Origin of the sequence: Streptomyces olivaceus (assembly GCF_000721235.1) — a bacterium.
GTDB classification, from domain to species: domain Bacteria; phylum Actinomycetota; class Actinomycetes; order Streptomycetales; family Streptomycetaceae; genus Streptomyces; species Streptomyces olivaceus.
In genome coordinates, this window is the sequence record NZ_JOFH01000055.1 from 1 (window position 1) to 22,279 (window position 22,279).

Below are 22,279 nucleotides of genomic sequence, written 5' to 3' on the forward strand. Positions count from 1 at the left end.
CGCCTCCACCGCCTCCCCCACGCCCGCCGCAGCCCCCGCACCGGCGGTACCCCGTTTCACCGTCGTCGTGGTGGCCCTGACCCTGGCCGGCTTCGCCCTGGCGTCACCGGCGGGGCTGGACCCGGCGTGGGCGGCGCTCGGCGGGGTCGTGGTGCTCGGCGCGCGGGCGCTGTCCCGGCGCCATGTCACCGTGCGGGAGCTGGCGGGCGCCGCGTCACCGCTGTTCTGTCTGTTCGTGCTGGCCCTGGGCGTCGTGGTGGAGGCGGTCGTGGCCGGCGGCCCGGCAGCCGACGGACTCGGCCGGCTGCTGCCGGACGGCGACTCGCTGCCGGCGCTGCTCGGGGTGGCGGCGGTGGCCGCGCTGCTGGCCAACGCGGTCAACAACCTGCCGGCCGTCCTCGCCCTGCTCCCCCTGGCGGCCCCCGGCGGCCCGGCCCAGGTCCTCGCGGTGCTGATCGGCGTGAACCTGGGCCCGAACCTGACCTACGTGGGCTCGCTGGCGACCCTGCTGTGGCGGCGGATCCTGCACCGGCACGGCATGGAGGTGGACCTCGGCCGCTTCACCCTGCTCGGTCTGCTCACGGTGCCGACCACGCTCGCCGCGTCGACCGTGGCCCTGTGGGGAGCCCTGCACCTGATCGGCGCCTGACGACACCCGACGGCACTCGAAGCCACCCACCGCCGCCCGGACGGCACCCGAAGCCACCCGCCGACGCCCCGACGGCCCCCGAAGCCACCCGCCGCCGCCCCGACGCCACCGGCACCTCACCGGCCGCCCGCGCTCACCAGGCCACGGTCGGAATCGCCGGCCGGCGCACCGCCTCGGCGGCGTCCCGCAGATGGAGCGCGACGGTGATCAGGGCGCGCAGCGCGGAGGGACGCAGGCTCTGGGCGCTCTCGGCGGCCAGGACCAGCAGACAGCCCGCGGCCTGCTCGACGACCGGTACGGAGAACGCGAAGTCGTCGCCGTCGGCTCCGCGGAACGCGCGCCAGGGGGTCGCGGCACCGTCGATCGCCTTGTGCACCGCCTGTTCGAGGTGCTGCGCCGCCTGCTGACAGACGGGAGCGGGAAGGATGATGGTGCGATGGAATGCTGAACTGGTCATAGTCCCACTGGTCCCCCGCCGTCCGGGCCTTCGATCGGCGCACCGAACGTTTTTCACCGGGTCGGCGGCAACGGGGCACCGGTGTCACCACCCGCCCCTACGCTGAGGCCCGTGCCCTCCGACGCCCGCTCCGGCCCCTCCCCGTCCTCCCCGGCCTCCCCCAGCGCCGTCGCGGCCCGCTTCACCGGCCGGTCGGTGACCGGTGGGCGCCCGCTGTCCGGGGCGCTCACCGAGGTGGACCTCGACGACGGCCGCACCGTGATCGTCAAGACCGCGGACGCCCCCGGCGCCGCACGCGCCGAGGCCGCGGGGCTGCGCTGGCTGGCCGCCGCGGGCACCGTCCGGATCCCGGCGGTGCACGGCCACGACGAGCGGTCGCTGGTCACCGACCGGGTGGCGCGGGGCCCCGCGTCGGCGGAGGCGGCCGTCCGCTTCGGCCGCGACCTGGCCGCCCTGCACGCGGCCGGGGCGCCGGCGTTCGGCGCCGCGCCGCCCGGCGGACCCGAGGACGCCTTCATCGGGCTCGCCCCGATGCGCAACGCCACCGGGAACGACTGGCCGTCCTGGTACGCGGAGCACCGCGTACTGCCCTATCTGCGCGGCGCGGTCGACGCGGGCACGGTCGGGGCGGCCGAGGCTGCCGACGTCGAGCGGGTCTGCGAACGGCTGCCGGAGCTGGCGGGGCCCGCGGAGCCGCCGGCCCGCCTGCACGGTGACCTGTGGAACGGCAACGTGCTCTGGGGCGCCGACGGGCACGTCCGGTTGATCGACCCGGCGGCGCACAGCGGGCACCGCGAGACCGACCTGGCGATGCTGCGCCTCTTCGGGTGCCCGTACCTGGATCGCGTCCTGGCGGCCTACGAGGAGACGGCGCCGCTCGCCGGCGGCTCGGCGGGCCGCGTCGGCGTGCACCAGCTCTTCCCGCTGCTGGTGCACGCCGTGCTGTTCGGCCGCGGTTACGCCGAGCAGGCCCTCGCGGCGGCCCGGGCGGCGCTGCGTCCCGAGAAGTGACCCGCGGCCCCGCGGCCCTGCGCCCGCACCCCCGGTGAGCCCGCCCGGAACCGGCGTCAGCGCGTCACCACGTGCCGCTCGTTCGGAACGCAGTGGGTCATCGTCAGGCCCGTCACGTCGCGCGGCGGGTTGTTGCCCAGGTTGGCCAGCCGCTCGCGGTCCTCGCCGGTGAGATCCTGGCCGGCCAGCGGCTTCAGGTGCGCGACGTCCTGCGGGCCGATGCCGAGGCCCTCACCGACCCGGAGCCCGAGGTCGTTCTCGACCAGCAGGAAGTGCCACACCATGCGCTCCCGCACCGGGCGGTCGCACTGGGAGAGGAGGTCGACGAAGTTGGTGACGAGGTCGTCGCGCTCCCACTGCTCCAGCAGCAGATACCGCTGCCCGGCCTGCAGGTAGTCGTTGGTGCGCGCGATGCGCTTGCGCGTGAGGCGGCCCCGGATCTCCGGGCCCTGCTCGTCGTGCGCCGGATACTCGTCCTCGCGCAGCCCGCCGGTGATCGACGGCTCGTAGTTGACGATCGGGTTCCCGTCGCCGCCGTCCACGTGGTAGGCCATCTGTCCGTCGCGCTGGTTGGTGCGGACCTCGGCGTGCTTGGCCTGGTTGACGGGCAGTTGGAGGTAGTTGGGGCCGACCCGGTAGCGCTGGGTGTCGCTGTAGGAGAAGGTGCGGCCGACCAGCATCTTGTCGTCGGAGAAGTCCAGGCCGTCGACGAGGACGCCGGTGCCGAAGGAGATCTGCTCGTTCTCGGCGAAGTAGTTCTCCGGCATCCTGTCGAGCACCATCCGGCCCACCGGCCTGGGCGGGAATTCCTGCTCGGGCCAGGTCTTGGTGTCGTCGAGCGGGTCGAAGTCCAGCTCGGGGTGGTCGTGGTCGTCCATCATCTGGACGAGCAGTTCCCACTCGGGGTACTCGCCGCGCGCGACGGCCTCGTAGAGGTCCTTGGTGGCATGGCCCAGCTCCCCCGCCTGGACGTTCGCCGCGTCCTCCTCGGTCATGCTGCGCACGCCCGCCTTGGGCATCCAGTGGTACTTGACGAGTCTGGTCTCCCCGGCCGTGTTGACCCACTTGTACGTGTTGACGCCGAAGCCCTGCTGGTGGCGGTAGTCCGCCGGGATGCCGCGCGGGCTGAACAGGTTGACCAGCATGTGCATGCACTCCGGGGTCTGCGACATGAAGTCGAAGATGCGCCGGGGCTGCTGTTCGAAGGTCACCGGGTCCGGTTTCAGGGCGTGGATGACGTCCGGGAACTTGATCGCGTCCCGGATGAAGAAGACACCCAGGTTGTTGCCGACGAGGTCCCAGTTGCCGTCCTCGGTGTAGAACTTCACCGCGAAGCCGCGGGGGTCGCGGGCCGCCTCGGAGGAGTCGCGTCCGCCGATGACGGTGGAGAACCGGACGGCGAGCTCGGTGCGCCTGCCCCGCTCCTGGAACAGCCTGGCCCGGGTGTAGCGCCCGACCGGTTCGTCGCCCCAGGTGCCGTACGCCTCGAAGAAGCCGTGGGCGGTGACCCCGCGGGCGTGCACGACGCGCTCCGGGATGCGCTCGCGGTCGAAGTGGCTGATCTTCTCCAGGAACTGGTAGTTCTCCAGCGTGGCGGGCCCGCGGTCGCCGACCGTGCGCTGGTTCTGGTTGTCGTGGACGGGGTGGCCCTGGCGGTTGGTGAGCACCTCGCGGTCGTCACCGGGGGCGGGACCCCGGCCCGAAACGTCCGTCATGTGCGTGGACTCCTTCGACTCACGGTTTGCGGCTTTTGACACGGGTCACTCACCGATCTACCACCGCACCCCGCCACCGGCACCCGCACCGGCGCCGTCCCGACGGGACAAGAGTCCCGACGGGACACATGTCCCAGTGCGACATTCCAGGAGTAGACTGGTCGTCATGACGGCATCGAAGCCCTCCCCGGCCCCCGAGGACCGGCGCCGCCGCAAGGCGCTCCGGACCCGTGACGCGCTGGCCACCGCCGCCTGCGACCTGATCCTGGAGCGCGGTCCGGCGGCGGCCACGGTGGAGGCCATCGCCGAGCGCGCGGACGTCACGCGCCGCACGTTCAGCCGCCACTTCGCCGGCAAGGAGGACGCCGCCCTCGACTTCGTCCGCCGGGACGGCGACCGTGTCAACGCGCTGCTGCGCACCCGCCCCGCCGGTGAACCGCCGCTGCTCGCCTACCGGCGCGCCGTGCACGCCTGGCTGGCCGACCCCGAGGACCCGGCCTGGCACGTCCGGCCCCGGATGCGCCGGCTGCTGGCCCTGGCCGACACCGAGCCCGACCTGTTCGCCGCCTACCAGCGCATCCGGCTCGACGCCCAGGCGGAGTCGATCCGCATCGTCGCCGACCGCCTCGGTACGGACGCCGCCGTGGACGTGCGCCCGGCCGCCGTCGTCGACGCCGCCGCGGGAGCCCTGATCGCCGCCCTGCGCCTGTGGGCCCGGGCCGGCGGCAGCGACTCGCCGGACGCGGACCTCGCCGCCCTCGTGGAACGGGCCTACGACGCCCTGGCCGCCGAGGCGGCGGCCGCGGCCGCCGCACGCGACAGTCCCGCCACCCGCGCCTGACGACGGCGCACCGGCACGAGCAGCACACCACGGAACAGCGCGGAACAGCGCGTCCACAGCGGAACAACCCTGCGGGGGAGAGAACGAAAGAAGGAGTCCGGTCATGAAGGCATTGCAGTACCGCACCATCGGGGCCCCGCCCGAGGTCGTCACGATTCCCGATCCCGAGCCCGGCCCCGGCCAGGTGCTGCTGAAGGTGACCGCGGCCGGCGTCTGCCACTCCGACATCGCCGTGATGGGCTGGCCCGCCGAGGGCTTCCCGTACGAGCTTCCGCTCACGCTCGGCCACGAGGGCGTCGGCACGGTGGCCGCGCTCGGCGCCGGGGTGACCGGTCTGGCCGAGGGCGACGCGGTCGCCGTGTACGGGCCCTGGGGATGCGGCACCTGCGCCAAGTGCGCGGAGGGCAAGGAGAACTACTGCCTGCGCGCCGAGGAGCTGGGCATCCGCCCGCCGGGGCTCGGCCGTCCCGGCTCGATGGCGGAGTACCTGCTGATCGACGACCCGCGGCACCTGGTCCCGCTGGACGGGCTCGATCCGGTCGCGGCGGTGCCTCTCACCGACGCCGGCCTGACGCCGTACCACGCGATCAAGCGGTCGCTGCCCAAGCTGGTCCCCGGTTCGACCGCGGTGGTCATCGGCGCCGGCGGCCTCGGCCATGTCGGCATCCAGTTGCTGCGCGCCCTGACTCCGGCCCGCGTCGTCGCCCTGGACGTGAGCGAGGACAAGCTGCGGCTGGCCCGCGAGGTGGGCGCGCACGAGGCGGTGCTGTCGGACGCGAAGGCGGCGGAGGCGGTGCGCGGGATCACCGGCGGTCTCGGCGCCGAGGCCGTGTTCGACTTCGTCGGCGTGGCCCCGACCGTGCGGACCGCCGGGGCCGTCGCGGCCGTGGAGGGCGATGTCACCCTGGTCGGCATCGGCGGCGGGTCGCTGCCCGTCGGGTTCGGCCTGCTGCCGTTCGAGGTGTCGGTGAACGCCCCGTACTGGGGCAGCCGCAGCGAACTGATCGAGGTGCTGAACCTGGCGCGCTCCGGCGCCGTGTCGGTGCACACCGAGACGTACTCGCTGGACGACGCCCCGCTGGCGTACGAGCGGCTGCACGAGGGACGGATCGACGGCCGCGCGGTGATCCTGCCCCACGGCTGACCGGCCGCCCGTCGCGGCGCGGAGGGCGACGGGGGTGCGACCGGTCCCCCGTACCGGTCGTGCCCCCGTCGCCCTTCGAAACTACGCGGGCGCGTCCGCCCCTGTGAATCGCGTCCATGCCCGCTACCGGGGCGTAATGACTCACCCGTGCACAGGTGAGTCCGGATGGCCCGGTTTCGTCCCCGGCAGCGGCGGCCGGTCGAGGTCGCCGGCCACCAGGTGGGCCAGCACGACCTCGTACAGGTCGCCGCCGGAGGCGAGCAGCTGGCGTTCGAGGACGGGCTCCGCGCTGCGGACGTGCTCGCGCACGGTCTGGGCGTGCATGCCGAGCCGCTGGGCGGCGCGTTCGGCGTTGCCGCCGACGGCGATCCAGGTGCGCAGCGTGCGCCGCAGGTCCCGGCCGTCCGGGTCGAGGCGGCCGAGCAGTTCGGCCGACCAGGTGCGCAGCGCGGGCCCGGACAGCAGGTCGGAGAGGCGGGCGGTGCCGTGCGCCGGGTCCGGGCGCGGGGTCTCGGCGAGACCGACCTCCGCGTTCAGGGCGAGGTGGACGACGGCGCGGACGGTCAGCCCGGTGAAGTCGGTGCGCAGGAGCGACTCGACCCGGTCCATGCGGGCGCGGACGGTGTTGCGGCTGACTCCGAGGATCTTGGCCGTGGCGACGGCGGTGAACTCCAGGCCGAGCCGGGTGGTCCCCAGGAGTTCGGCGCGGGTGTGGTGCGGCAGGGAGTCGAGCGGGTTCAGCACCCGGGCCGTCCAGTCGCGCAGTGCCGCGGGGTCCATCAGGCGCTCGGGGCGGGTCCGCTCGGCGTACACGGCCGTCTGCTCCGGCCGGTACCGGGCGACCGCCAGGGCGCTCACGGCCTGCCCGTACGCGGCGGCGGTGCGGGCGAGGCTCTGCCGGGAGCTGCCGCCGAGGAAGACGCCGGGAAGGCCGCGGACCAGGGTGCGCAGCTCCCGTCCGGCCGTGTCCCGGGGGGCGAGGACGATCACGTGTCCGTTCATCGCGGGGCACCGCACGACCAGCGCCCGCTCCCCCGCCGCGGACAGGCACTCCTCGGCCAGTCTGTCGCGTTCGCGGGGATCGCTCTCGACGACGTAGACACAGGCCGTCTCGGTGTCGAGCAGGCCCGGCCAGAGTCCCGCGGCCACGCGGCGGGCGGAGACGGTGTCCTCCACCATGAGCAGTTGCAGGATGGCCAGGCGCAGGTCGGAGGTGGCCCGCCGCAGCCGGCGGCCGGCCACGGTCGACTCGTGCCCGGCCAGGAGCAGCTCCAGCACCTGGGCGGTGTGCGTGACGATCTCGGAGGCGCGCCGGTCGAACGGGACCGCGCGGGACACCGCGAGGACGGCGGGCGGCGCCGGATGGGGCCGCTCCACGCGGACGAGCCGCAGATGGCGGCCCCGCTCCTCCAGGGCCGCGGAGGCGATCCGGCCGGTGGTGATGTCGGCGACCAGGCCGGCGTCCAGCGCGGCGCGGGTGCCGGCCAGCAGGTGCCCGGCTCCGTCCTGCAGCGTGACCTCGGCGTGCGCGGCACCGGCGAGCCAGGCCGCCACCCGGTGCGGGCCGCGTCCGGCCGGCCGCAGGTGTTCCAGCAGCTCCTGCGCCCATCCCGCGTCCGCGTCGGCCCCGGCCGTCCCCTGCTCTCTCGCGTACTCCCGGCCCGCCACGTCGGCCTTCTCCTCGTCCTCGCCTCGCCCCCGGCCCGAACCGGGGACGTTACCCCATGGCCCGGCCGCCGTGCCCGGTGCGGCGGGGCTGCGGTCCGGCCGGACATCGCGGGGGACGTGTCCGGCCCGTCCCGGCGGCCACCGCGCCGGGCCGCCGACCGGGCCTTTCGTCCGGGGACGCGGAACGGGCATAAGCTCGGTGAATGGCGAAGTACTTCGACGTGCACCCCGACAACCCCCAGCCCCGCAGCATCGCCCAGGTCGCCGACAGCGTCCGCGACGGCGCGCTGATCGCGTACCCGACGGACTCCTGCTACGCGCTGGGCTGCCGACTGGGCCAACGCGACGGCACCGACCGCATCCGGTCGGTCCGGCAGCTGGACAACCGGCACCACTTCACGCTGGTGTGCCAGGACTTCGCACAGCTCGGCCGGTTCGTGCAGATCGACAACGACGTGTTCCGGGCGATCAAGGCGTCGACCCCGGGGAGTTACACCTTCATCCTGCCGGCGACGAGGGAGGTGCCGCGCATGCTCCAGCACCCGAAGAAGAAGACCGTGGGCGTGCGCATCCCCGACCACGTCGTCACCCAGGCCCTGCTCGCCGAACTCGGCGAGCCGCTGCTCTCCAGCACCCTGCTGCTGCCCGGCGAGGAGGAGCCGATGACGCAGGGCTGGGAGATCAAGGACCGGCTCGACCACGTGCTCGACGCGGTGATCGACTCCGGTGACTGCGGCACCGAGCCCACCACGGTCGTCGACTTCTCCGGCGGCGAGGCGGAGATCGTGCGGCGCGGCGCGGGAGACACGGCGCGGTTCGAGTAACGGCCCGCACGGGGCCGGGCGTCCCACCGGAGGGCGGCGTGCCACGATGGCCGTGATCCGCCGGCCGGTGCGCCGGCGGGTCGCCCGTGCGCACCCGACAGAGAGACTGGCCCGCCATGACCGCCGTACAGGGAACCGCTGTCGACATCTCCACCGCCGACGGCACCGCCGACGCCTATCTGGCGCACCCCGCGGAAGGGGGACCGCATCCGGCGGTCCTGTTCTACATGGACGCCTTCGGGCTGCGCCCGCAGCTGCGGCGGATGGCGGACCGGCTGGCCGGTGCCGGGTACACCGTCCTGGTGCCCAACGTCGCCTACCGCAGCGGCCGGGCACCGGTCGTGGACCTGCCCGAGTTCATCGACCCGGCCGCGCGGCCGGAGATCTTCAAGCTCCTCGGTCCGGTCTTCCGGGAGCTCACGCCCGAGGGGCTGATGCGGGACGCCGACGCGTACCTGCGGTGGCTGGCCGACTGCCCGGCGGCGGCCGACGGCCCCGTCGCACTGACCGGTTACTGCATGGGCGCCGGCATCGCCCTGCGCACCGCCGGCACCTACCCCGACCGGGTCGCCGCGGTGGCCGGGTTCCACGGCGCGAACCTGGCGACCGACGAGCCGCAGAGCCCGCACCTGGTGGCCGGGGACATCACCGCCGAGGTGTACTTCGCCCACGCCGACCAGGACCAGACCATGCCGCCCGAGCAGCAGGAACGCCTGGAGTCGGCTCTGGCCGCGGCGGGTGTCCGGCACCGCTGCGAGGTGTACGCCGGTGCCCACCACGGCTACACGCAGGCCGACACCGCGGCCTACGACGCGGAGGCGACCGAGCGGCACTGGACGGCCCTGCTCGACCTGCTGCGGCGGACGTTCTGACCGGCAGTCCACCAAGCGGGCCGAACCGGACGGGAGTTGGGCGGGCCGCCCCTCGTTCCGTCCCCGGACCGGGCGTTGTTACCGTGCGCGGGTGACAGACTCCTCACGTGACACCCCCGAAGGCGCCGGCTGGGGCTCCGCCGAGCGCGGCGACTACCGGGACCTCATGCCGCAGCGCACCGAGAAGCTGTCCTGGCTGAGTCCGAGGACGCTGTGGTCCGCCCGCAACGGGGTGCTGGCCTCCTGGTTCGGGGACCCCACCGGCCGCACGCGCGAGCGCTGGGTGGCGCAGCGGGCGGCGGCCGGGGCGCCCGCCGACAAGGTGATCCGGCGCACCGATCCCGACCGGTTCTCCTTCCTGGTCATCGGTGACACCGGCGAGGGCGACGACCCGCAGTACGCCGTCGTGCCCGGCCTGCTGAAGGAGGGCGCGGACACCCGGTTCGCCGTCCTCGCCAGTGACGTGATCTACCCGGTGGGCAGCGCCGACGACTACGGCACGAAGTTCTTCCGCCCGTACCGCGACTACCGGGCGCCCGTCTACGCGATACCGGGCAACCACGACTGGTACGAGGACCTCGCCGGGTTCATGCGCGTCTTCTGCGACGACGCCCCGCCCCTGCCGCCCGCCCCCGCGCCACGTGCGCTGACCCGGTCCTGGCTGCGGTCCCTGCTGTGGCACCGGCCCCGCCCGGACGACGGCGCGCGTCTGGACGAGGCGCGCAAGCTGCGCGCGGACGCCGCCCAGCAGGCCGAACAGCCCGGACCGTACTGGGCGATCGACGCCGGACCGGTGCGCATCGTCGGCATCGACACCGGACTGCTGGGCACCGTCGACGCCGCCCAGGGCGCCTGGCTGCGCGAGGTGTCCGCGGGGTCCCGGCCGAAGATACTGGTGACCGGCTCGCCCCTGTACGTGGACGGCGAGCACCGTCCGTGCCCGATCGAGGGCGGCGGCACGGTCGACGACGTCGTGCGCGACCCCGCCCACCACTACGTCGCTGCGATCGGCGGCGACATCCACAACTACCAGCGCTACCCGGTCGACGTGGACGGCCGCACCGTCCAGTACGTCGTCGCGGGCGGCGGCGGTGCGTTCATGCACGCCACGCACACCATTCCGCGCGTCTCGGTGGCGGGCGTCACCGAGGACGACTTCCGCTCGTACCCGCTGCGCGGCGACTCGCTCGCCTTCTACAGCGCGCTGTACGGGCGCCGGCTGCGGCTGCGGCGCCTGTTCACCCTCACCCAGGACGAGGCGACGGCCGTGATCGCCGAGCGCCTCGGCATCCGTACGGGCCGTGCCCCGGGCACCGGCGCACGGGTCACCCGGCGGACCCGGCTGGTCGCCGGGCTGCTCGGCACGGCCCGGCGGCCGGAGCGCCGCAAGCGGTTCCGGCTGCCGGTGCGCAGGATCTACACCCAGCTGTTCTCGCCGTCGTCGGCGACCTACAGCCCGCCCTTCTTCAAGTCCTTCCTGCGGCTGGACGTGACCCCGGAGGCGGTGCGGCTGCGCTGCTGTGCGGCCACGGGCAACCGGGCGCAGGAGGTGGACCCGCCGGTCGAGGACGAGGTGACGATCCCGCTCGTCTGACGGCGCGGGGCGCGGGGCGGTGGCCCCTCACCCGCCGGCGGCCCCTCACCAACGGCCCGGCGCGCTGCCGACGAGTGCCTCGGAGGGGATGCCGTCGACACCTGCCGGTACCTCGCCGGCGAGCATCACGCGGTGCATGGTCCGGGGGTGGCCGAGGTGGGCGTTGTCGCCGGGGGCGAGATGGATGGTGGCCCGGTTGTCCCAGAAGGCGACGCTGCCCGGCTCCCAGCGGAAGCGGACCGTGTACTCGGGGCGGGTGGCCTGCTCCAGGAGCAGTTCCAGGACGGCCGCGCTCTCGTGGCGCGAGAGACCGGCGATCTGCTCGACGTAGTAGCCGTTGACGAACAGCACCCGCTCGCCCGTCTCCGGGTGGACGCGGACCAGCGGGTGCACGGTCGCGGTCTGGTGGTCGAGCAGGTGGCGCACGTAGGCGTCGTCGCCGGGCCGCGGCTGGTAGCCGACGCCGAGGCGGTGCTCCGCGCGCAGCCCGTCGACGAACGCGCGCATCGGTGCGGACAGCCCCGCGTAGGCGGCGGCGAGATTGGACCAGGTGGTGTCGCCGCCGTACGGCGGTACGGTCTCGGCGCGCAGGATCGTGGCGGCGGGCGGGTCGACGCGGGCGCCGTGGTCGCAGTGCCAGCCGCGCAGCAGGGTGTGGCGCCGGCGCCGCAGCCACTCCTCGTGCTCCATCCCGAACCGGCCGCCGAGTTCCAGCCGGTCGGCGGTGGTCTCGACCTCCGGGAATCCGGCCGGGGATGCCTTGCCGCGCCGGGGCAGGACGACGGGCTCGCCGAAGAGGCGCGCGAACGCCACGTGCCCGGCGTGGTCGAGGTGCTGGTCGCGGAAGAACACCACCTTCCAGCGCAGGACGGCCGCCCGGACGGCCTCGACCTGCGCCGGGAGCAGCCCGGACGCCAGGTCGAGGCCGCGTATCTCGGCGCCGGTGTGCCCGGCGACGGGCAGCACCTCGATCCCGGCGGCTTCGGCCGCCACCGTGTCCCGCGCCGTCGTACCGTCCGCCGCCGTCCTATCCGCTGCCGTGCCGTCCATTGCCCTGTCGGTCGTCATGGTCAGATCGTGGCAGAACCCGTTCCGCGCCGTCCGGTTGATCACCGGGCCGGGTGTGGGTGAGGCTGGACGGGCGGCACCCCGGCCGCGCACAGTCGAGGGAAGGTCCCACGGTGATCAGCATCCCGGCGTACACGCTCAACGACGGCACGACGCTCCCCGCCCTGGGCCTGGGCACCTGGCCGATGGCGGACGACGAGGCCGAGCGGGCGGTCCGCGAGGCGCTCCGGACGGGGTACCGCCTGATCGACACGGCGGCGAACTACCGCAACGAGACCGGCGTCGGCCGCGGCGTGGCCTCCGCGGGGGTCCCCCGCGAGGACGTCGTCGTGACGACCAAGCTGCCCGGCCGGCACCACGGGTACGAGGAGACGCTCGCCTCGTTCGAGGAGTCCCGCGCCCGGCTCGGTCTGGAGTACGTCGATCTGTACCTGATCCACTGGCCGCTGCCCCGCGTCGACAAGTACGTGGACTCCTGGAAGGCCATGCTCAAGCTCCGCGAGGACGGTCTCGTGCGCTCGGTGGGCGTCTCCAACTTCACGGTGGAGCACATCGAGCGGCTGGAGAGGGAGACCGGCGTCCTGCCGTCCGTCAACCAGGTCGAGCTGCACCCGCTCTTCCCGCAGGACGAGCTGCGCGCCCACCACGAGCGCAAGGGCATCCGCACGGAGAGCTGGAGCCCGCTCGGCCGCGGCAGCGACCTGCTGGACGACCCCGCGGTGACGGCGGTCGCCGAGGCGCACGGGGTCACCCCGGCCCAGGCGGTGCTGCGCTGGCACACCCAGCTCGGCGCGGTGCCCGTCCCGAAGTCGGGCGACCCGGCCCGGCAGCGGGCCAACCTCGACGTCTTCGGCTTCGAACTGGACGAGGGGCAGATGCGGACCGTGGCGGACCGGGCGCACCGCCGGCTCGGCGGGGACCCGGAGGTGCACGAGGAGTTCTGACGGGGGTACCCGGTACCCGTCGGCAGCGGCCTCGGACAAGGAGCGGCAGATGGGCGGCGAGGGCGACGGTCTGCGGGACTACCACGGCAGGCGGGACTTCGGCCGGACCGGTGAACCGGCCGGGCGCGGGGCGTCCGCCGGGTCCGGGGAGTGCCGTTTCGTCGTGCAGATCCACGACGCGAGCACCCTGCACTTCGACTTCCGGCTGCAGGTGGGTGACGTGCTGAAGTCCTGGTCGGTGCCGAAGGGGCCGTCCGGCGACCCGAGCGACAAGCGGCTCGCGGTGCCGACCGAGGACCATCCGCTGGACTACGAGGACTTCGAGGGCGTGATCCCCGCGGGCGAGTACGGCGGAGGCACGGTCATCGTCTGGGACCGCGGCACCTACGAGCCGCTGAGCCACGACCGCCGGGGCCGGCCGGTGGACTTCGCCGAGTCGCTGGAGCGGGGACACGCCCGGTTCCGGCTGCACGGGGAGAAGCTGCGCGGCGAGTACGCGCTGACCCGGTTCCGCGGCGGACGGGACGGCGGCCCCGGCGAGGGCGCGGCGTGGCTGCTGGTGAAGACGGCCGGCGGCGGGCGCGCGCACGGCACCCCGGACCCCCGGCGGGCCCGGTCCGCGCGCACCGGCCGCACCCTGGCCCGGGTCGCGGCGGAGGAGCGCACCGCGTAGGCAGCGCGGGGACCGGCCGGGAGCGGCGTGCTCAGCCGGCGGGCGGCAGGGGTTGTTCCGCCCAGATGGTCTTGCCGGAGTCCGTCTGCCGGCTGCCCCAGCGCTGGGTGAGCTGGGCGACCAGCATCAGGCCCCGGCCGCCCTCGTCGTAGGCGTGGGCCCGCCGCAGGTGCGGTGAGGTGGAGCTGGCGTCGGAGACCTCGCAGATGAGGGCCGTGTGGCGGATCAGCCGCAGCCGGATGGGGGGCTCGCCGTACCGGATGGCGTTGGTGACCAGCTCGCTGACGACGAGTTCGGTGACGAACGCCGTCTCGTCGAGGCCCCACGCCGCCAGCTGCTCGCTGACGGACCGCCGGGTGGCCGCCACGTGCGCGGGGTCGGGGTGGATGTCCCAGGTGTGCACCCGGTCGGCGCCGAGCGCCCGGGTGCGGGCCAGCAGCAGGGCGACGTCGTCACCGGGCTCCTCCGGCAGTACGGCCTTGAGCACGCCGTCGCACAGGGCGTCGAGGGAGGACGCGGGCGCGGCCAGCGCACGGCACAGTTCCGCCGTGGCGTGGTCGGGATCACGGTCGCGGTCCTCGACGAGGCCGTCGGTGTAGAGGGCGACGACCGCGCCCTCGGGCAGTTCCAGCTCGGTCGACTCGAAGGGCAGCCCGCCGACGCCGAGCGGCGGACCGGCGGTCATGGAGACGAGCCGGGTGGTGCCGTCGGGCAGCAGGACGGCGGGTGCCGGATGTCCGGCGGCCGCCAGGGTCAGCCGCCGGGACACCGGGTCGTACACGGCGTAGAGGCAGGTGGCGCCCAGTTCCGCGATCTCGCCGCGGTCCCTCTCGGCACCGGCCGCGAGGTGGATGACGAGGTCGTCGAGGTGGGTGAGGAGTTCGTCGGGCGGCAGATCGACGTCCGCGAGGGTGCGGACGGCCGTGCACAGGCGGCCCATCGTCGCCGTGGACGGGATGCCGTGGCCCACGACGTCGCCGACGACCAAGGCGACGCGGCTGCCGGAGAGCGGGATGACGTCGAACCAGTCGCCGCCGATACCGGCCGCCGACGCGGAGGGGAGGTAGCGGTGGGCCACCTCCAGTGCCGCCTGGCCGGGCAGCTCCCTCGGCAGCAGGCTGCGCTGGATGGCCAGGGCGGTGGCCCGCTCGCGGGCGAAGCGGCGGGCGTTGTCGATGCAGACGGCCGCCCGGCTGGCGAGTTCCTCGGCGAACAGCGCGTCCTCGGGGCCGTAGGGCTCCAGCTGTCCGGTGCGCATGACCACCAGGACGCCCAGCCGGATGCCGCGGGCCAGCAGCGGCACCGCCATCATCGAATGGGCGGGCGGTCCGACGCGGGGCCCCGCCGGTGTGCGGGACTCCCGCTCGGCGACCCACCGCGAGAACGACGGCTCGCCCGCCTGGCTGACGAAGACCCGGCCCTCCTGCACCGCGCGGGCGGGCGGCGAGAGTGCCGGGTGGACGTCCACCTGCCCCAGCGGCACCACCGCTTCCGGGGTGCCCGCGACGACGGAGCCGTGGGCGACCCTGTGCAGCACGACATCCTCGCTGAACGCCAGGGGTGTCTCCCTGGCGCCCAGGACCCAGTCGAGCAGGTCGACACTGGCGAAGTCCGCGAAGCGGGGGATCAGGACGTCGACGAGTTCCTCGGCGGTGCGCGCGAGGTCGAGCGTGGTGCCGATGGCGTTCGCCGCCTCGTTCAGAAGGAGCAGCCGCTCGCGCGCGCCGTGCTGGCCGACACTCTCGAAGGCCGCGAGCGCGGTCCCGGCCGGCTCTCCGGCGGCATCCCGCACCGGCCACATCTCCGTGACCCGGGCCTCGTCGCGGTGCGACAGCGGCAGTCCCGGAAGGGTCTCGTAACGCGCCGGCCGGCCCGTCTCGGCGACCCGGCGCAGCCGGGACAGGAAGGCCCGGCTGCGCTCGTCGGCCTCCACGGTGCCGGCGAGGTCGCGGCCGATCAGCGTCTCTCCCGGCCCGCCCAGCTCGCGGCGGGCCACGTCGTTGAGCCACACGTAGCGCTGCCGGGCGTCGAGGACGGCCATCGACACCGGCGCCTGGGCGAAGGCCCGTTCCGCCGGTGACGCGTCCCGGTCCGCGGGCGGTTCGGTGCTGACCACGTACCCGACGGGCTCCCCGTCCCGGCCCGTCAGGGAGCACCCCCGCAGACGCAGCTCCACGAGGGTCTCGTCGCGCCGCCGTACGAGGACCGTGCCGGACAGCCCGGACAGGGCGTCCGCGGGCAGGTCCCCGGACAGCATCTCCCGGGCGTGGCGCCCCACTGCCTCGTCGGCCGGATAACCGGTCAGCCGCCGGGCGCCCTCGCTCCACCCCGTCACAGTGCCGTGGGCGTCCAAGGTCGCCGCGGCGGAGACAAACTCCATAGCGTCCAGGATTGACCCGTTACAGCATGGTTTCAACCGCGACGGGGCAGGTGGGTGGAGCCGGGCGGAGGTTACCCGCCGTGTGCGCGCAGGGCGCTCAGGGCGCGGTCGGCGTGGGTGTTCATCCGCAGCTCGCTGCGGACGACCTCCAGGACGGTGCGGTCCTGCCCGAGGACGAAGGTGGCCCGCTTGGTCGGGGCCAGACTGATCCCGCGCCTGACCCCGAACAGCTCGCGGACCGCGCCGTCGGTGTCGGACAGCAGCGGCATGCCGAGCGTGTGGCGTCCGGCGAACTCCTGCTGCCGTTCGACGGGGTCGCCGCTGACGCCGACGGGACGGGCGCCGGCCGCGGCGAACTCGGCGGCGAGGTCGCGGAAGTGACAGGCCTCCGCGGTGCAGCCGGCGCTCAGGGCGGCGGGGTAGAAGAACAGCACGACCGGGCCGTCGGCGAGCAGCTCCGACAGACGGCGCGGGGTGCCGGTCTCGTCCGGCAGGGTGAAGTCCTCGACGGTGTCGCCGACCTCCGGGCCCCGGCTCATGACCGGCCCCCGGCGTTCCTGGCGACGTCACGGGCCCACAGGACGAGCGGCACCTGCACCGGCAGCCGTCCGTAGGCGGCGGCCTTCAGGGGCGCGGGGCGGTGCCGCCAGTCCCAGGCCATCTTGACGTTGGCGGGGAAGACGCCGGCGAAGAACGCGGCCGCGGTCAGTGCGGCCGCCTTCCGGGTGCGCGGCACGGCGAGACCGGCGGCCAGCGCGAGTTCGGCGGCGCCGCTGGCGTACGTCCACGCCCGCGGCGTTCCGGGCAGCGAGCGCGGCACGATCGCGTCGAAGGTACGGGGCTGGGCGAAATGGGCTACGCCCGCGGTGGCCAACAGGCCGGCGAGCAGCAGGGGTGAGCGTTCGGACCGGGACACGGTTCCTCCTCCGGGGGCCTGGCGCGCGATATTACTCGACGGTAAGCACTGCGCGACGACCGGCCCGGCCCCGGCGCCTGCACCGCCCGGGGCCGACGCCCCTCAAGACCGGGCACAGCGGCCGCCCTGCCCGGGCACGACCGCCGCCCGGCCCGGGAACGACGCCCGGCCCGGGAACGACGCCCGTCCGACCGCCCCGCCCGGCAGGGCGACCTGCAGGCCGACGGCGACGACGGAGAGCACGCGCCGCACACGGGTCCGAACGCCGGCGCGTGGTCCTCGCCGAGGGCGACGGCGCCGAGCGGACGGGCCGGGGCCGGCAGCGCGCCGGCAGCGAGCAGGACGGCACCGAGGGAGCCGTCCGGGCACGCGAGGGGAACTGCCCCCGGCGCGGCGGTGTTTCGCGCCGCGCCGCCCGGCCGGACGGCGCGGAATCGGCCGGATGCGATGCACATGTTCCAGTGGACGCATGCTTAGCTTAGGCTAACCTAACCAAGGCTGCTGATGACTCGGTCGGCGGCTTCCGCCTCCCTGTCTGCCCCTGCGACCAGCGGTTCACGGAGAACGCCGATGCCCACGCTGCCCCACCCCCTGACCAGCGGTGCCGACGCACCGGACGTCCGCCCGGTCCGGGTCACGGGCGCGCGCGTGACCCGCCTTCTGCAGGAGTGCGAAGGAGCCGACGACACACGGCGGACGGCGCTGGCGGCGGCCTTCTGGAGCGAGGTGGAGCGCCGGGGCACCCCGCTGGTCGAGGCACTCGACGGCGACCCGGGCCACCGGTCGGTCACGTTCCTGTGGCGGGGCCACCGCGCCACCCGTCAGGTGCTGCTGTGCGGCAACCGCATCACCGACCGCGACCGGCTGGCCTCCTCGCTCCTCGAACGGGTGCCCGGTACCGACGTCTGGCACCTCGGCCTGCGGCTGCGCGCCGACCACCGGGGCTCCTACCGGATGGCCGCCGACATCTCGCTCGGTGCGGTGCCCGCGGAACCGGCCGCCCTCCAGCAGCGGTTGCGCTCGCTGTCCGCGCACGCGGCGGCCGACCCGCTCAACCCGCGTACCGTGGCGACGCGTTGGCAGCCTGCCGACGGATCGGTCTTCGCCCTTCCCGGCGCCCCGCCCGAGCCGTGGTCCGGACGTCGGGGCACGGTGCCCGCCGGGCGGGTGCAGAGGCACCGGGTGCCGGGCACGGAGCCGGTCGGCGACCGGGACACCTGGGTCTATCTGCCGCCGGGTCACGAGGGGGCCGCCCGCACCCCGCTGCCGGTCGCGGTCGTGTGCGACGGCGACATGTGGTTCGGACGGCTCGCGCTCGGCGACACCCTGGACGCGCTGATCGCCGACGGCGCGCTGCCGCCGCTCGCGGTGGTCGCGCCGGACGCGGTGGACCGTCCCACCCGGTGGCGGGACCTGGGCTGCCGGGAGCCCTTCGTACGCTTCCTGGCGGACGAGCTGCTGCCCTGGGCGGCCGGCCGCTGGCCACTGACCACCGACCCGGGGCGCACGATCGTTGCCGGTCAGAGCCTCGGCGCCATGACCGCGCTGTACGCCGGCCTGCTCCGCCCGGACCGCTTCGGCAACGTACTCGCCCAGTCCGCCTCTCTGTGGTGGCGCCCCGGCCTGCCACCGCCGGGCACCGCGAAACCCCCGGCGCACGACGCTCCGTGGCTCGCCGGCCGCGTCGCCGCCGTCGCGACGCGTCCCCTGACGGCCCATCTGGACGTGGGGCTGCACGAGGGTTCCACGGTCGGCCACACCCTCGCCCTGTACGACAGCCTCCGCGCGGCGGGCCACCGGGTCACCCACGGCACCTACAACGGCGGCCACGACTACGCCTGCTGGCACGGCGCCCTCGCGTCCGGCCTGGTACGGCTGCTCGGCACCGGCACCGGCATGGCCCCGGGCCCGAGGCCGGCTCCGTCCGCCGGGTGATCGACGGCGACGCGACCCTGCGCGCCCGACCCACCGCCCGGAACCGCTCCCGCCACCCCACTGGAGACAGCCATGCCCCTTTCCGCGCCCACCTCCCCGCCCGCCGCGGCACCGGTCGAACCCGGCGCCGCGACCACGCTCCTGGAGTCCTACCGCCCCGCGGGCGACCGCTTCCTCGCCACGCCCCGGCACACCCTTCTGGGCCGCGGCACCACCGCCGCGATACCCCACGACCCCCGCCCGGCGCCGGTGCGGGTGCGCGAGGTCCTCGGCACGCTGCGCCGCCCCGGCGCCCCGCTCCCGGTGGTCGTCGGAGCGCTGCCCTTCGCCCCCGACGCACCACCCGAGCTGGCCGTCCCGCGGACGGTGCGCTGGGGACCGCCGCTGCGCGAGGACCCGCTGATCGGCCTGCCCGTACCCCGCGACCGGGACCGGTGGACGGTGCGGGAGGTACCGGCACCCGAGCGGTACGGCGAGGCGGTCGCGGCGGCGGTGGCGCGGATGCGGGCCGGGGAGTTCGACAAGGTCGTCCTCGCGCGCACCCTGGAGCTGGCCGCGGAGCGCGATCCCGACCTGCCGGCCATGCTGCGCCGCCTGGCCCGCCGGGACCCCGCGGGCTACACCTTCGCGGTGCCCAGCGGCCCCGGCCGCACCCTCATCGGCGCCAGCCCCGAACTGCTCGTCGCGCGCGAGGGCGGCCGGCTCACCGCCAACCCACTGGCCGGGTCGTCGCCCCGCAGCACGGACCTCGCCGAGGACGTGCGGCGGGCCGTCGCACTCCTGGAGTCGGAGAAGGACCTGCACGAGCACGCCCTGGTGGTGGCCGCCGTACGCGAGGCGCTGGCGCCCCACTGCTCGGCGCTCCAGGTGCCCGAGCGGCCCACGCTGGTGCGCACGGCGGCCATGTGGCACCTGTCGACCACGGTCACCGGCGAGGTGGCCGACCCGGGGACCACCGCCCTCGACCTGGCGTCGGCGCTGCACCCGACGCCCGCCGTGTGCGGGACGCCGACGGAGGTGGCGCGGGCCGTGATCGCCGAGTCGGAGCCCTTCGACCGGGGCGCCTACACCGGCATGGTCGGCTGGCAGGACGCCGACGGCGACGGCGAGTGGGTCGTGACGATCCGCTGTGCCGAGGCCGAGGGGCGCTCCCTGCGGCTGTTCGCCGGCGCGGGCGTCGTGGCGTCCTCCACGCCGCAGGCCGAGACCGCGGAGACCGCCGCCAAGTTCCGTACCTTCCTGCACGCCGTGGGAGCGACGCTGTGACCCTCACGCCGGGCGTGGACGCGCCCACCTGGCCCGCCGAGTACGCCGCGCGCTACCGCGCCGCCGGCCACTGGCGCGGGGAGACCTTCGGCGGCATGCTGCGCGAGCGCGCCGCCGCCCACCCCGACCGGACCGCCCTGGTCGACCCGGTCCCCGGGCGCCGCACCTGGACCTACCGGGAGCTGGACGAGCGTGCCGACCGGCTGGCCGCCGGGTTCCTGGCGCGCGGCATCGCCAAGGGCGACCGGGTCGTCGTCCAGCTGCCCAACGTCGGCGAGTTGGTGGAGGTGGTCTTCGCCCTGTTCCGCATCGGCGCCCTGCCGGTGTACGCGCTGCCCGCGCACCGGGAGACGGAGATCTCCCACTTCTGCTCCTTCACCGGGGCCGTCGCCTACGTCGTCCCGGACGTGCACGCGGGCTACGACCACCGGGAACTCGCCACCCGGACACGGCAGCGCGTGCCGGGTCTGCGGCACGTGTTCGTGGCCGGCGAGCCGGGCGACCACACCGCGCTGTCCGACGTGCCGCGGGACCCCGCGGGCCCCTTCGACGGTCCCGAGCCGCACGAGCTGGCGTTCCTGCAGCTGTCGGGCGGGACGACGGGCGTGTCCGAACTGATCCCGCGGACCCACGACGACTACCTCTGCTCACTGCGGGGTTCCAACGAGATCTGCGGTGTCGACGGCGGCACGCGCTTCCTGGTGGTGCTGCCCGCCGCCCACAACTACCCGATGAGTTCGCCCGGGTGGCTGGGAGCGCTGTACGCGGGCGGCACGGTCGTGCTGTGCCCGAAGCCCGACCCGGACACCGCGTTCCCGCTGATCGACCGGGAGCGGATCACCATGACCGGGCTCGTGCCCCCGCTGGCCCTGGTGTGGACACAGGCGGCGACCGAGACGGCACACGACCTGTCCGCCCTGGAACTGATCCTCGTCGGCGGCGCCAAGTACAGCGAGCAGGCGGCCCGCCGCCTGGAACCGGCGCTGCGCTGCCGGCTGATGCAGGTCTTCGGCATGGCCGAGGGCCTGGTCGCCTACACGCGGCTGGACGACGACACCGAGACGGTCGTCACCACGCAGGGCCGGCCGATCTCGCCGGACGACGAGGTCCGGGTCGTCGACGACGCCGGCCGGGACGTCGCCGACGGGGAGTCCGGACACCTCATCACCCGCGGCCCGTACACGATCCGCGGCTACTGGCGGGCTCCGGACCACAACCGGCGTGCCTTCACCGAGGACGGCTACTACCGCACCGGCGACATCGTGCGCCGCACACCGACCGGGCACCTGGTGGTGGAGGGACGGGCCAAGGACCAGATCAACCGGGGTGGCGAGAAGATCGCGCCGGAGGAGGTCGAGAACGTCGTCCTCGCCCATCCGTCCGTGCACGACGTGTCGGTGGTCGCGGTGCCCGACTCCTACCTGGGCGAGCGCTCCCTGGCGTACGTGATCCTGCGCGAGGGCTCCGGGCCGCTGGGGCCGGCCGACGTCAAGCGGTTCGTGCGCCAGAGCGGTATCGCCGCCTACAAGGTGCCCGACCTCGTCGAGTTCGTCGAGGCCTTCCCGCTGACCGGCGTGGGCAAGACCAGCAAGAAGCACCTGCGTTCCGCCGCCGGGCCGGTCCCGGCCGTACCGAGAGGCCCCTCCCCCGTGGCACTGCCCGCCATCGATCCGTACCCGCTCCCGCAGCCGGACGAGCTGCCCGCGAACCGCGTGTCCTGGACCGTCGACCCGGCGCGTGCCGTCCTGCTGGTGCACGACCTCCAGCAGCACTTCCTGTCCGCGTTCCGGCCGGGCGGGCAGCCGCTGACCGGCATGCTCGACAACACCGCCCGGCTGCTGAAGGAGTACCGCCGCCTCGGTGTCCCCGTCGTGCACTCCGCCCAGCGCGGCGGTCAGAGCGCCGAGGAGCGCGGGCTCCAGCTGGACTTCTGGGGGCCGGGCGCTCCCGACGATCCCGCGCGGCTGGCCGCACCGGACGCGGTGGCGCCGGAGCCCGGGGACACCGTGCTGACGAAGTGGAAGTACAGCGCCTTCGTGCGCACCCGGCTGGCGGACCTCATGCGCGACCGGGGCCGCGACCAGCTCGTCGTCGTCGGCGTGTACGCGCACATCGGCGTGCTGATGACCGTCGCCGACGCGTGGCAGCGGGACATCCAGGCCTTCGTCGTCGCCGACGCCGTCGCCGACTTCTCCCGCGCGGACCACGACATGGCGCTGCGCTGGGCCGCCGGGCGGTGTGCGGTCGTCACGACCACCGACGCGCTCCTCGGGGAGGTCTGACCTCCGCAGCCCCCTCCGTGGCGCCGACGGTGGAGCGGAT

Annotated in this window: 19 protein-coding genes and 1 pseudogene; 13 read left to right on the forward strand and 7 right to left on the reverse strand. The window is 74.7% G+C overall.

Annotation, left to right across the window (positions count from 1 at the left end):
• A partial coding sequence (locus tag IG94_RS0135735) for an ArsB/NhaD family transporter (RefSeq protein ID WP_031047407.1) occupies positions 1-649 on the forward strand: 649 nt, incomplete at its 5' end.
• A 133-nt stretch (positions 650-782) separates the two neighbouring features.
• Here the strand turns inward: IG94_RS0135735 and IG94_RS0135740 are convergent.
• Positions 783-1,106 (reverse strand): hypothetical protein, encoded by a 324-nt coding sequence (locus IG94_RS0135740; RefSeq protein ID WP_031047410.1) that lies wholly within the window; start codon positions 1,104-1,106, stop codon positions 783-785.
• Between the two features lie 111 nt (positions 1,107-1,217).
• Between IG94_RS0135740 and IG94_RS0135745 the strand changes: the two genes are divergently transcribed.
• Complete coding sequence (locus IG94_RS0135745; RefSeq protein WP_031047412.1) at positions 1,218-2,117, forward strand: fructosamine kinase family protein; 900 nt, start codon at positions 1,218-1,220, stop codon at positions 2,115-2,117.
• A 56-nt stretch (positions 2,118-2,173) separates the two neighbouring features.
• On the opposite strand, the gene IG94_RS0135750 is transcribed toward IG94_RS0135745, so the two are convergent.
• Positions 2,174-3,832, reverse strand: a complete 1,659-nt coding sequence (locus tag IG94_RS0135750; RefSeq protein ID WP_031047413.1) for a catalase — start codon at positions 3,830-3,832, stop codon at positions 2,174-2,176.
• 166 nt (positions 3,833-3,998) lie between these two features.
• On the opposite strand from IG94_RS0135750, the gene IG94_RS0135755 reads away from it, so the two are divergent.
• On the forward strand, positions 3,999-4,673 hold the full coding sequence (locus tag IG94_RS0135755) for a TetR/AcrR family transcriptional regulator (protein WP_031047415.1): 675 nt from the start codon (positions 3,999-4,001) through the stop codon (positions 4,671-4,673).
• Between the two features lie 103 nt (positions 4,674-4,776).
• Complete coding sequence (locus tag IG94_RS0135760) at positions 4,777-5,817, forward strand: NAD(P)-dependent alcohol dehydrogenase (RefSeq protein WP_031047418.1); 1,041 nt, start codon at positions 4,777-4,779, stop codon at positions 5,815-5,817.
• Positions 5,818-5,958: 141 nt separating this feature from the next.
• Here IG94_RS0135760 and IG94_RS0135765 read toward each other — a convergent pair whose 3' ends face one another.
• A complete protein-coding gene (locus IG94_RS0135765; protein ID WP_031047421.1) occupies positions 5,959-7,485 on the reverse strand; it encodes a helix-turn-helix domain-containing protein in 1,527 nt (508 codons plus the stop codon).
• Positions 7,486-7,688: 203 nt separating this feature from the next.
• Between IG94_RS0135765 and IG94_RS0135770 the strand changes: the two genes are divergently transcribed.
• The 3 genes from IG94_RS0135770 (at position 7,689) to IG94_RS0135780 (ending at position 10,775) form a co-directional block, all read left to right on the forward strand.
• Positions 7,689-8,309, forward strand: a complete 621-nt coding sequence (locus IG94_RS0135770; protein WP_031047424.1) for an L-threonylcarbamoyladenylate synthase — start codon at positions 7,689-7,691, stop codon at positions 8,307-8,309.
• Between the two features lie 116 nt (positions 8,310-8,425).
• Positions 8,426-9,181, forward strand: a complete 756-nt coding sequence (locus IG94_RS0135775; RefSeq protein WP_031047427.1) for a dienelactone hydrolase family protein — start codon at positions 8,426-8,428, stop codon at positions 9,179-9,181.
• Positions 9,182-9,272: 91 nt separating this feature from the next.
• Entirely contained in the window at positions 9,273-10,775 is a 1,503-nt protein-coding gene (locus IG94_RS0135780; RefSeq protein ID WP_031047429.1) for a metallophosphoesterase family protein, read from the forward strand.
• 45 nt (positions 10,776-10,820) lie between these two features.
• Here the strand turns inward: IG94_RS0135780 and IG94_RS0135785 are convergent, their stop codons facing one another.
• The gene (locus IG94_RS0135785; protein WP_052411026.1) at positions 10,821-11,843 is read right to left on the reverse strand and encodes a TauD/TfdA dioxygenase family protein; all 1,023 of its coding nucleotides are present in this window, start codon (positions 11,841-11,843) and stop codon (positions 10,821-10,823) included.
• Between the two features lie 113 nt (positions 11,844-11,956).
• On the opposite strand from IG94_RS0135785, the gene IG94_RS0135790 reads away from it, so the two are divergent.
• Positions 11,957-12,787 carry an aldo/keto reductase gene (locus IG94_RS0135790; RefSeq protein WP_031047433.1) on the forward strand — a complete coding sequence of 277 codons (831 nt, stop codon included), beginning with the start codon at positions 11,957-11,959 and terminating at the stop codon, positions 12,785-12,787.
• Positions 12,788-12,836: 49 nt separating this feature from the next.
• Positions 12,837-13,460, forward strand: a complete 624-nt coding sequence (locus IG94_RS0135795) for a DNA polymerase ligase N-terminal domain-containing protein (protein WP_031047435.1) — start codon at positions 12,837-12,839, stop codon at positions 13,458-13,460.
• A 31-nt stretch (positions 13,461-13,491) separates the two neighbouring features.
• On the opposite strand, the gene IG94_RS0135800 is transcribed toward IG94_RS0135795, so the two are convergent.
• The 3 genes from IG94_RS0135800 to IG94_RS0135810 all read right to left on the reverse strand — a co-directional run bounded on the left by IG94_RS0135800 (position 13,492) and on the right by IG94_RS0135810 (position 16,756).
• Positions 13,492-15,840, reverse strand: a complete 2,349-nt coding sequence (locus tag IG94_RS0135800; RefSeq protein ID WP_031047437.1) for an ATP-binding SpoIIE family protein phosphatase — start codon at positions 15,838-15,840, stop codon at positions 13,492-13,494.
• 71 nt (positions 15,841-15,911) lie between these two features.
• Complete coding sequence (locus IG94_RS0135805) at positions 15,912-16,379, reverse strand: peroxiredoxin (RefSeq protein WP_031047439.1); 468 nt, start codon at positions 16,377-16,379, stop codon at positions 15,912-15,914.
• Positions 16,376-16,756, reverse strand: coding sequence for a DoxX family protein (locus IG94_RS0135810; RefSeq protein ID WP_031047441.1), 381 nt, complete (start codon positions 16,754-16,756; stop codon positions 16,376-16,378). Before IG94_RS0135810 ends, IG94_RS0135805 begins: the two co-directional genes overlap by 4 nt.
• Before the next feature lie 570 nt (positions 16,757-17,326).
• Here IG94_RS0135810 and fes point away from each other — a divergent pair.
• From fes to IG94_RS43015, 4 genes and pseudogenes are all read left to right on the forward strand, one after another.
• A complete protein-coding gene (gene fes, locus IG94_RS0135820) occupies positions 17,327-18,691 on the forward strand; it encodes an enterochelin esterase (protein WP_224326403.1) in 1,365 nt (454 codons plus the stop codon).
• Positions 18,692-18,763: 72 nt separating this feature from the next.
• The gene (locus IG94_RS0135825; RefSeq protein WP_031047444.1) at positions 18,764-19,957 is read left to right on the forward strand and encodes an isochorismate synthase; all 1,194 of its coding nucleotides are present in this window, start codon (positions 18,764-18,766) and stop codon (positions 19,955-19,957) included.
• Positions 19,954-21,570: pseudogene (locus tag IG94_RS0135830) on the forward strand ((2,3-dihydroxybenzoyl)adenylate synthase); the annotation flags it as partial. The gene IG94_RS0135825 and the pseudogene IG94_RS0135830, both read left to right, overlap by 4 nt.
• A 36-nt stretch (positions 21,571-21,606) precedes the next feature.
• On the forward strand, positions 21,607-22,239 hold the full coding sequence (locus IG94_RS43015) for an isochorismatase family protein (RefSeq protein ID WP_169752431.1): 633 nt from the start codon (positions 21,607-21,609) through the stop codon (positions 22,237-22,239).
• Positions 22,240-22,279 lie beyond the last annotated feature (40 nt).